General features: G+C 34.8%; 1 protein-coding gene. It reads right to left on the reverse strand.

Going from position 1 to position 2,221, the window contains the following annotated elements:
* A partial coding sequence (locus HWX04_RS08025) for a type ISP restriction/modification enzyme (RefSeq protein WP_175869600.1) occupies positions 1-2,221 on the reverse strand: 2,221 nt, incomplete at both ends.

Here is a 2,221-nt window from a genome sequence, read left to right on the forward strand (position 1 = left end):
ATTCTTAATTTTTGCGAATTTATTCTTAATTTTTGCGAATTTCATTTCTGTAACGTAATAAAATTCCTTAGGATTAGAGATATCTGTTTGTTTCGGATTGCCTTTTTTAAATGAGACTGGATAAGGTTCTACAGTTTCATAATTCACGTGCAAGTGACCGAGTTCACGCCCTGCTGTAACAAATTTCCAAAAATCATCAGCACTCTTTACACAAGGGATACGAGGCAATTCTTTGCATAAATTATGAGCATAACGGGTACGATAATCTTCCGAATGTAATAATCCATAAACATAATAAAAGATATCTTCTTTTATTATGGTCTCATTAGGATAAGCCGCTTTAAAATGGTCTAGTCCTTCATCAGTAATGGCATCAATCCTCTGTAAACCAGCTGTTTTGCTTTCCTCTGTAATATTCGAAAATAAATGAGATTGTTTTTTATTTTTATTTTTTGAAACTGTAGTATCTTCGTAAATATACCTTGGAAAACATTGACCTGTATCTATTGCATGAAGGTTAGGCAAATACTTAGCCATAAGTACAGAAAAACCACTCATAGTTCCTACAGAAGCAACTTGAATCACCTTATTTTCAGCTGCTTTTCCCATAGGAAATATTCGAGGCATTTGATAAACCATTTCATTGAAGACACGATTATAATAAAGCCACTGTCTTGTAAAAGGACGATACAAACTTTGTGTAAGGCAAGATTCTTCGAATTTGTATCCCCTTCCTTTTGCTAACTCTTGTTTAAGTGCACGGCTCCAACTAATTTCTCTCTCATCTGTATTGATAAAATTATTTACAGCATTGGTACGTGTTTTACGGTCAGCATGTGTATAAGTGTTATTAAAACGTTCTACTTCGCTATTATAGAAAGTAATCATATTACGCATATTTTTTGCTAAAATTTCACGATTTGAGTTATATGCCCAAGCATCACGATTGGTTTTTAGACCACATGAAAACGTTTCAAAAAGCTTTTTATTATGCTCTTTCTTATAATTCTTATTACCCAAGGCTATAAACGTTTCAAAACTGTTATTACGTTGATTAATCCAATCTCCATGTTCGTCTGGTGTAATCGTTTGCCAACCTTGTTTACTCCGTGAAATGCCAGAAATACTACCAAAGTATTCCAGAGTTGTAAGTTTTTCTTTTGTCGTGAGATTATGACCAATGTCATGATAGTAAATTTTACATTCTCCAAAAGCATTAGGATTTTTGATAAACAGCGTCACAGTAATACCCGTCATGCTTCCATTGCCAAAAACATTTTCTCCTTCTTGAGAATTATTTTTATTCATCATATTTTTACGAATATCCCCCCGTAAATTAAGAACATAAATACTGGTAAATTCTTTAGCCAAAGATTTTCGTAAACTATCCATTGTTGGTTTTTCTACGTAACCAGAACCAGAAACAAAGCCGATTACCCCCGCATCACCAATACGATCACTCGCCCAACGGATAGCACGGATATAACTATCATAAAGCGCTCGTACATTCGTGACTTTAGATTGAGCGGCATAGGTCTCACGAATACGGTCATCTAGTATGGGATAAGGACTATTCTTTGCATTGTCGTTTTCACTTTTTTGTCCTACCGAATAAGGGGGGTTGCCAAAAATAACCTCGATATTCAGATTTTTCTGGTGTTCTAAATATTCACTGTTTTCTTTAAACAATTTTTGTAGTAGGTTTCTCTCTTCAAGCATTCGGAATGTATCAGTCAAACCAATATGTTTGAAGGGAATATACTCTCCTTTCATAAGACTATGATAAGTCGATTCAATGTTAATCGCTGCTATGTAATAAGCCAGTAAAACAATCTCATTAGCATGAATATCATGACGGAATTTATATTCCATATCCTCTGGGTTTATGAGATTGGATTGTAACAACCGTGTGATAAAGGTACCAGTACCCGTAAAAGGGTCAAGAATAGAAACACCCCGTGACCCTAGGCTTTTTCCAAATTCATTGCGTAACACATCATCAACAGAGTGAATGATAAAATCAACAACCTCAACGGGGGTGTAAACAATCCCAAGCCTATCCGTGGTTTTCTTAAATGCCTTGGCAAAAAAACTTTCGTAAAGCTTGATAATAAGGTTCTGCTTTGCTTGGGGTTCAGTAATTCCTGCTGTACAGAACGTGATACTTTTGTAGAATTTATCAAGATCTTTTGCTTCTTCTTCAATATTTGTTTTATCAAGT

Source organism: Bartonella gabonensis (genome assembly GCF_903679515.1).
Classification (GTDB): domain Bacteria; phylum Pseudomonadota; class Alphaproteobacteria; order Rhizobiales; family Rhizobiaceae; genus Bartonella; species Bartonella gabonensis.